Source organism: Olleya sp. AS48 (genome assembly GCF_038900355.1).
Lineage (GTDB): Bacteria > Bacteroidota > Bacteroidia > Flavobacteriales > Flavobacteriaceae > Olleya.
The window spans coordinates 234,655-241,942 of record NZ_JBBMRD010000005.1 but is presented as its reverse complement, the minus strand read 5'-3'; the positions used below and the strand labels follow the sequence as shown (position 1 = coordinate 241,942).

The window sequence follows — 7,288 nt, the reverse complement described above, 5'->3', positions numbered from 1 at the left end:
ACTAAATAAGGATTCTTTATCACCAAAATTGATAAACAATACTTCTGTAGATTTTGTAATAGTTTCTGGAAACAAACCTAATTCTTCTAAAACTAAATAAATACGATCTAATCCAAAACTAATGCCTACTCCACTTACATTTTTAAGACCAAATATTCCTGTTAAATCATCGTAACGACCTCCTCCACCAATAGATCCCATTGCTACACCTTCTGGTGCAGATACCTCAAAGATAGCTCCTGTATAATAATTTAAACCTCTAGCTAACGTTACATCTAACTGTAATTTAGCAGATTTTAAACCTAATGCAGTTATAGCCTCATTAATAAAACTTAACTCTTCTATTCCTTTTTGACCTTCTTCAGAGGTACTTAAAATAGATTTTAAACTCTCTATTTGTGACCCAAAATCACCTTTTAAAGTAAATAAAGGTTGAAGCTTAGCTATACCGTCTTCAGAAATACCTTTACCAAGCATTTCTTCCTTTACCTTATCCTCTCCTATTTTATCTAATTTATCTAAAGCAACAGTAAAATCGATTAACTTATCACTTGCTCCAATAACCTCAGCAATACCAGATAATATTTTACGATTGTTTATTTTAATTGTAGCACCTTCTAACTTTAAAGCTGTAAACACGTTGTCATACAACTGTACAAACTCTACTTCTTGCCATAAACTATCACTACCAACCACGTCTGCATCACATTGATAAAACTCTCTAAAACGTCCTTTTTGTGGTCTATCAGCACGCCAAACAGGTTGCATTTGATAGCGTTTAAACGGAAATTCTATTTCGTTTTGATGTTGGACTACGTATCTAGCAAATGGTACTGTTAAGTCGTAGCGTAATGCCTTTTCTGAGATTCTTGGTGTTATTTTAGCTGAGTCCTTTAAAGCATATAATGGCTGGTCCACTTTTGATAAAAAGTCACCTGAATTCAAAATTTTAAAAATCAAACGATCACCTTCTTCTCCATACTTACCCATTAAGGTATCAGAGTTTTCAAAACTTGGTGTCTCTATTGGCTGAAATCCAAAACGTTGAAATTGTGATTTTATAGTACTAAATATATAGTTACGTTTTGCAACTTCTTCTGGATTAAAATCTCTTGTTCCTTTTGGTATACTTGGTTTTTGTGCCATATATATTCCTTTTATTAAAAGGGTTTTATTTGTGTTACTTTAAACGTATTCTGTACTTATACAGAATAACAAAAATAGTGGTTTTAATTTATTTTTTAAACTACCGTTTTCAGGACTTGTTTAGTTAATTAACTTGTTCATGTACTCATACAACTCTCCTTTTGTAATAGCACTTCCTGATTGAATAAGCTTAAATTTATCTAAGTTTTTATCCTCAGAATAGTCTTTTTTACCTTGTGTAAAGGTTACTGTGTCGTCCATTAAATTTTCGCGCAACCAGTTAAAACCATCTGGTGTAGTTACATCTATTGGACCATCTATCTTGATACCTATAACGTGCATATGGTCGTCATTAAAAGTAAATAAGTGTAAGTTATGTGCAGATATTTGCTCCACATACTTTACTTGGTTTAACACACCTTCCCAAACTAAATCACTAAAAACATCTAGCTCCTGTTCTGCTACTTCTGGTTTATCCTTTTTTAAGGTTTCCCACTCGTCTGCTGTAATGGTCTGTGTTGCTAAAAAGTTTATAAACTCTTTATGTAATTCTTCAAATTGTTCTTTTGTAAGTCTAGAATACTTCATTTTTTCTATTTCTTAATATTTAACGCTTTAGCGACCTCAAAAGGTCTGTCTGTTGCAAAAACATCTATTCCTTTGTCTTTCCATATGGTATATGGTACTTCTCCTTTAGCTTGAGCTTGTTTGTCTAAGTTACCCAAAGTTCCTAAAATAGTTTTAATACCATGAGATTGGACTGTTTTATAAAAGTCATTTGGTGATAACTTAGTACCTGTAAAGGCTAACATATTTTGAGTTGGTATGCTTGAATGTAATAACCAATCTAATTCTTTTTGATTTCTGGCAGAAACAGATAGTAATAAATTAGGTGCTAATTTATGTGCTTCTGTTGCTTGCTCCATATCATAAGTTATAATTATTGATACATCTTCTGCTTCTACTTGTTTTACTAATGCTACAATAGCATCAAAAGACACGCTTTTTTTCTTGTCTAAAGTTAACACGACATTGTTTTGTTTAGCCCATACTAAAACGTCTTTTAAAGCTGGAATTTTAAAAGTAGTCTCATTACCGTAATCATCTTGTAGATTAAAAGCCTGAAGCTCTTCAAACGTATATTTATTTAATCTATCTGTCCCTGTGGTTGTACGCTCTAATGTATTATCATGCATTAATACTAATACATTGTCTCTAGTTTGTGCGACATCAATTTCATAAATAGCAGGTATACTATCGTTAATATATTTTAAGGTTTCTAAACAGTTTTCTGGATAATGTTTTAACCCTTTACCTCCTCTATGCACACTGATAATAACATCTTGGTCTGGTGTATATTTAAAAGCGTTAATTAAAGCAGAAGGTTTTGATGTTGGTATTGTTACTGCTGTTTCATTTACAACCGTTACCTCTTGCTTATTATTTTTGCACGATATAAAGCTAATTACAATTAGTAAAAAATATAGTGGCTTAATGGCTTGATTTCCGCGAAAGCGATTTAATAATTTCATTGAGTATTGTTTTTTGTATTTTTTAGTATAAAAAAAATGCGCTCCTGTAAAGGAGCGCAAATTTAAAAAATATCTGTGACGTATGGACTAGAAAATGTATCTAACTCCAAATTGTGCTTGCCATCTTGATAAAAGACTTGTATCGTATGAAAAAGTTTCGGTTACACCTGTAAATGTATAGGTTGGTACTCCAGATGCATCTACATCTACACCAACTGGTTGTACAGATGTTGGTTGTTGTACTACTCCCCAATCACTATTTAATAAGTTACCTAAGTTTAAAATATCAACGCTAAATTGGATTGTGTTATAATTATCACCACCAACGTTAAATTTATAGTCTTGTAATAATTTTAAATCCCAACGTCCTCTCCATGGTGCTAATGCTCCGTAACGCTCTACATAATCTCCACGACGATCACTTAAGTAATCATCTTGCTGGATAAACGCTTCAAAAGCTTCTGCTTGTCCTGCTCCAGAAAATTGCATTTGCTGCAACTCTGAAGAAGTTGGAACATATAATAAATCATTTAAGTTAGATCCATCTCCATTTAAATCTCCTCCATAAGTGTAGTTAAAACGTCCACCTTGTGCGTATTCAAAAAATGTAGAGATTGTAGTAGCCCATTTGTCTTTACCATAAGTAAACTTTTTACTTGCTACACCAATAAAACGGTGTGTATCTCCATATTTAGAGTAAGACAACACGTCGTTATTAGCATTACCAACTACTGGGTTAAATGCAAAAGCATCTCCAGTGATTTCTGCCTCGATAGAGTTAACGTCTTTTGAATTTAAATAGTTGTATGCTATAGTTGTATACAATCCGTTATCAAATGTTTTTTGCGCTTTAGCTGTAAAATTCCAAACGCGTCCTTTATCCGAATTTGTAAATACATAAGCATTATTAATAATGTCACCTGAAGTATAAATTGGTCTAGTGTCTCCTGGTGCATTAAGTACTCCTGAAGGATTACGTAATCCCCAATTTTGGACATGCGCTCCATTAATATCTTTTGTGTAAGAGATATCTCCTGTTGCTATAATACCGTTTTCAAATCTGTAATCTGTACCAATATTTGTTCTCCATACTTGTGGGAATTTAAAATCAGGATCTACCATTTGGTAAAAGAAAACCTCTGGATTAGCTATTTGGTTACCTAACCATACAAATGGTAAACGACCAGTAAATAATCCTGTTCCACCACGTACTTGAAAACTGTTATCTCCTTTTACATCGTAATTAAAACCAACTCTTGGAGAAATTAATACTTTGTTTGAAGGCATTTTAGTGTTATCTAAAAACACACCTTCTCCTGTATTTGGATTGATATACTCAATATCTGGAGCATAACAACATGCTCTGTCAATAACCTCTTGTGCTTTAGTAGAAGAATCAAAAAATAATGGTTTGTCAAATCTTACACCATAGGTTAATTTAAAGTTTTCTGTAACATTCCATTCATCTTGTAAATAAAATGCTAATTGTCCAACATTAGTTTCTGCTAGAGCAAATCCTCCTGCAACACCTTCTCCGTTTGCTTGTAAACTTGCATCTGCAGCAGCAGCTTCGTTAAATAAATTTTGTAATTGACCAGAATCCACAAAGTTTTGGAAATCATCCATTGTTGTAGTTGGGAAGAAAACCCCTTGTGCACCATAAGCACCTAAATTAAAAGAGTTATCAAATTGAAATTTTTCATATGAAAAACCAACAGTATATGTATGATCACCTTCTACATAATTTAAATTATTAGAAAATTGAAACACCTTTTGGTCTAATCTATTATTAATTGAAAATGGCTCATGACCAGCAATTATATAGTTTGATCCACCATCTGTAATTGTAATCGTTGGTGCTGGCGAAGATAATGCGTCTCTAAAATCATCAAAATGCGTATAACCCATTTGAAATTTATTAGTCACATTTCCTGATAAAGTAGAATTTAACTCAACTTGTACTGACTGTATATTGTTATTAATTTCATAACCCGTATTTTCAAATTGTAATGTGTTAGTATTAGGACCTCTAAATCCTAATGCAGATGGATGGGCTGGCTTTTCTTTAGAGGCATTTAAAAAATTATAAATTACCGCTAAACGGTTATTATCATTGATATTCCAATCTAATTTAAATAATCCTTTAGTAGAGTTTGAGTCGTAATTAAATCCTTCAAATCTTCCTGGATCATATCCTAAATCCAATAATGCATTTTGTACAGTTAATAAGTCTTCTAATTCTACTCGACTTTCATTAATTGCTCCTGTACCTCTATTTGGGGCAAATCCGTTTGTTCCTAAATCTGAACGCTCATCTTTTTCAAAGTTTGCAAAAAAGAATAATTTGTTTTTAATTACTGGACCTCCAATACTAATTCCGTATTGATTTTGCTCTAAATCTGATTGAAAAACGTCTTCTCCTCGTATTTTACCACCAGTCATGTCTTCATTTCTTGTAAAACCATAAACTGTACCGTGAAACTCATTAGTTCCGCTTTTTGTTACTGCATTTACTGCTGCACCTGTAAAACCAGATAATGTCACATCGTAAGGCGCTAATGATACTTGTATTTGATCAATAGCATCTAAAGATATTGGTTGCGAGTCTGTTTGACCTCCAGGAGTTGCTGCATCTAATCCAAACGGATTATTAAATACTGCTCCATCCAGTGTAAAGTTATTAAACTGGTCGTTTCTACCTCCAAAAGAATTTCCTGATGATGACGGTTCTAATCTAGTAAAATCTGAAGCTGATCTAGAAATTGTTGGTAACGTAGTTAATTCACGTCGTCCAACACTTGTTTCTGCTCCTGTTCTATCACTTCCAAACGTTCCGGAAGACGATCCTGTAATTACGACCTCATCTAGCGATACTTCACTAGAGCTCATAACCGCATCTAAATTTGTTGTTTTACCTAATGTTAAATATACATCAGAAAAAATTTGATCTTTAAAACCAACATAGGTTATAGATACTTTGTATGGTCCTCCAACCCTAAGGTTAAGTAAATTGTAACGACCATCCAAATTTGTAATTGCACCATACTTTGTTCCTGTTGGCTCATGGATAGCTACAACATTAGCTCCAAATAATGGCATATTAGCGTCTTCTGTAATAAGTCCCTTAATATTAGCTGTGGTAACTTGTGCAAAACTTAATACTGTAAATAGCAATAAAGCTATAGTTAAATTTAGTTTTTTCATTGTGTTGTGTGTTTGTTAGACATTATGCATGCATAATATTTAACAAAAATATAACAAAAAAAGCCACTCTAAATAGAGTGGCTTTAAAATTATGATATAATTTATTAACGTATTGTTAACAAATCTAAGTTATGCTTGCGCTACAACTTCAAATTCTAAATCAACATTTACAGCTCTGTGTAAACGTACTGCTGCGTTATATTTACCTAAACGCTTAACTGTAGTTACAGAAATGTATTTTTTATCGATGTCTTGACCTTCTTTAGCTAATGCTTCAGCAACGTCAATGTTGTTTACAGATCCAAATAATTTGTCTCCTTGACCAACTTTAGCAGCGATTTTGATTTCTAAAGCTTTAATTGCTTCAGCCACTTTATTAGCTTCTTCAACTTCTTTAGACTCTTTGTAAGCACGTTGCTTTAAAGTTTCTTCTAATACTTTTTTAGCAGATTTTGTTGCTAAAACAGCATGACCTGTAGGGATTAAAAAGTTTCTACCATAACCGTTCTTAACCGTTACAACATCGTCTTTAAATCCTAAATTCTCAACGTCTTGTTTTAATATAAGTTCCATTGTTATGATATTTTTATTTTAATAAATCTGCTACGTATGGCATTAAAGCTAAGTGACGTGCTCTTTTTACAGCTACAGACACTTTTCTTTGATACTTTAATGACGTACCTGTTAAACGTCTTGGTAAAATTTTACCTTGAGCGTTAACAAATCCTAATAACCAATCTGCATCTTTGTAATCTACATACTTGATACCAGACTTTTTGAAACGACAATACTTTTTGTTTTTGTTAGTTTCAATATTTAAAGGAGTAAGATATCTAATTTCTCCTTCTTTTTTTCCTTTTGATTGTTGTTCTATACTTGACATAATTACGCTTTTTGTTTAAGTTTAACTCTTCTACGTTCCGCCCATGACACTGCATGTTTGTCCATAGTTACAGTTAAGTAACGCATAAAACGCTCATCACGTCTAAACTCTACTTCTAAAGGATTGATTACCTCTCCTTCTACTTGGTACTCAAATAAGTGATAAAATCCACTTTTTTTGTTTTGTATTGGGTAAGCTAACTTTTTAAGTCCCCAATCTTCTTTTGATACCATCTTTGCTCCTCTAGATACAAGAAATTCTTCGTATTTCTGTACTGTTTCCTTTATCTGTGTTTCAGATAAAACGGGATTTAAGATGAAAACAGTTTCATAATGATTCATAAAAATCTAATTTATTTGTGTTAAAAATGAGTGCAAAAATACTTCTTTTTATTTAATCCTACAAATAGTTTTTAATCTAAATTTAAACTTAATTTACAGCCGAATTGCAATCTTAATCAAATGTTAAAACTTACATTTTAGCGATGTTTTTTGGTTTTAATCCCTTTTTTTTGTACTATTGT

Annotated in this window: 7 protein-coding genes; all 7 read right to left on the bottom strand. The window is 32.4% G+C overall.

Going from position 1 to position 7,288, the window contains the following annotated elements:
• The coding region (hisS, locus tag WNY60_RS08580; protein ID WP_342862106.1) for a histidine--tRNA ligase at positions 1–1,146 on the bottom strand (1,146 nt) is incomplete at its 3' end.
• A gap of 120 nt (positions 1,147–1,266) precedes the next feature.
• The gene (locus tag WNY60_RS08575) at positions 1,267–1,734 is read right to left on the bottom strand and encodes a DUF6495 family protein (RefSeq protein ID WP_145002096.1); all 468 of its coding nucleotides are present in this window, start codon (positions 1,732–1,734) and stop codon (positions 1,267–1,269) included.
• Positions 1,735–1,739: 5 nt separating this feature from the next.
• The gene (locus tag WNY60_RS08570) at positions 1,740–2,678 is read right to left on the bottom strand and encodes a glycerophosphodiester phosphodiesterase family protein (RefSeq protein ID WP_342862105.1); all 939 of its coding nucleotides are present in this window, start codon (positions 2,676–2,678) and stop codon (positions 1,740–1,742) included.
• A gap of 87 nt (positions 2,679–2,765) precedes the next feature.
• Positions 2,766–5,882, bottom strand: coding sequence for a carboxypeptidase regulatory-like domain-containing protein (locus WNY60_RS08565; RefSeq protein WP_342862104.1), 3,117 nt, complete (start codon positions 5,880–5,882; stop codon positions 2,766–2,768).
• Between the two features lie 129 nt (positions 5,883–6,011).
• Positions 6,012–6,455 (bottom strand): 50S ribosomal protein L9, encoded by a 444-nt coding sequence (gene rplI / locus WNY60_RS08560; protein WP_145002098.1) that lies wholly within the window; start codon positions 6,453–6,455, stop codon positions 6,012–6,014.
• A 13-nt stretch (positions 6,456–6,468) separates the two neighbouring features.
• A complete protein-coding gene (gene rpsR, locus WNY60_RS08555) occupies positions 6,469–6,765 on the bottom strand; it encodes a 30S ribosomal protein S18 (protein WP_028281796.1) in 297 nt (98 codons plus the stop codon).
• Positions 6,766–6,767: 2 nt separating this feature from the next.
• Positions 6,768–7,106 carry a 30S ribosomal protein S6 gene (gene rpsF, locus WNY60_RS08550; protein ID WP_145002099.1) on the bottom strand — a complete coding sequence of 113 codons (339 nt, stop codon included), beginning with the start codon at positions 7,104–7,106 and terminating at the stop codon, positions 6,768–6,770.
• Positions 7,107–7,288 lie beyond the last annotated feature (182 nt).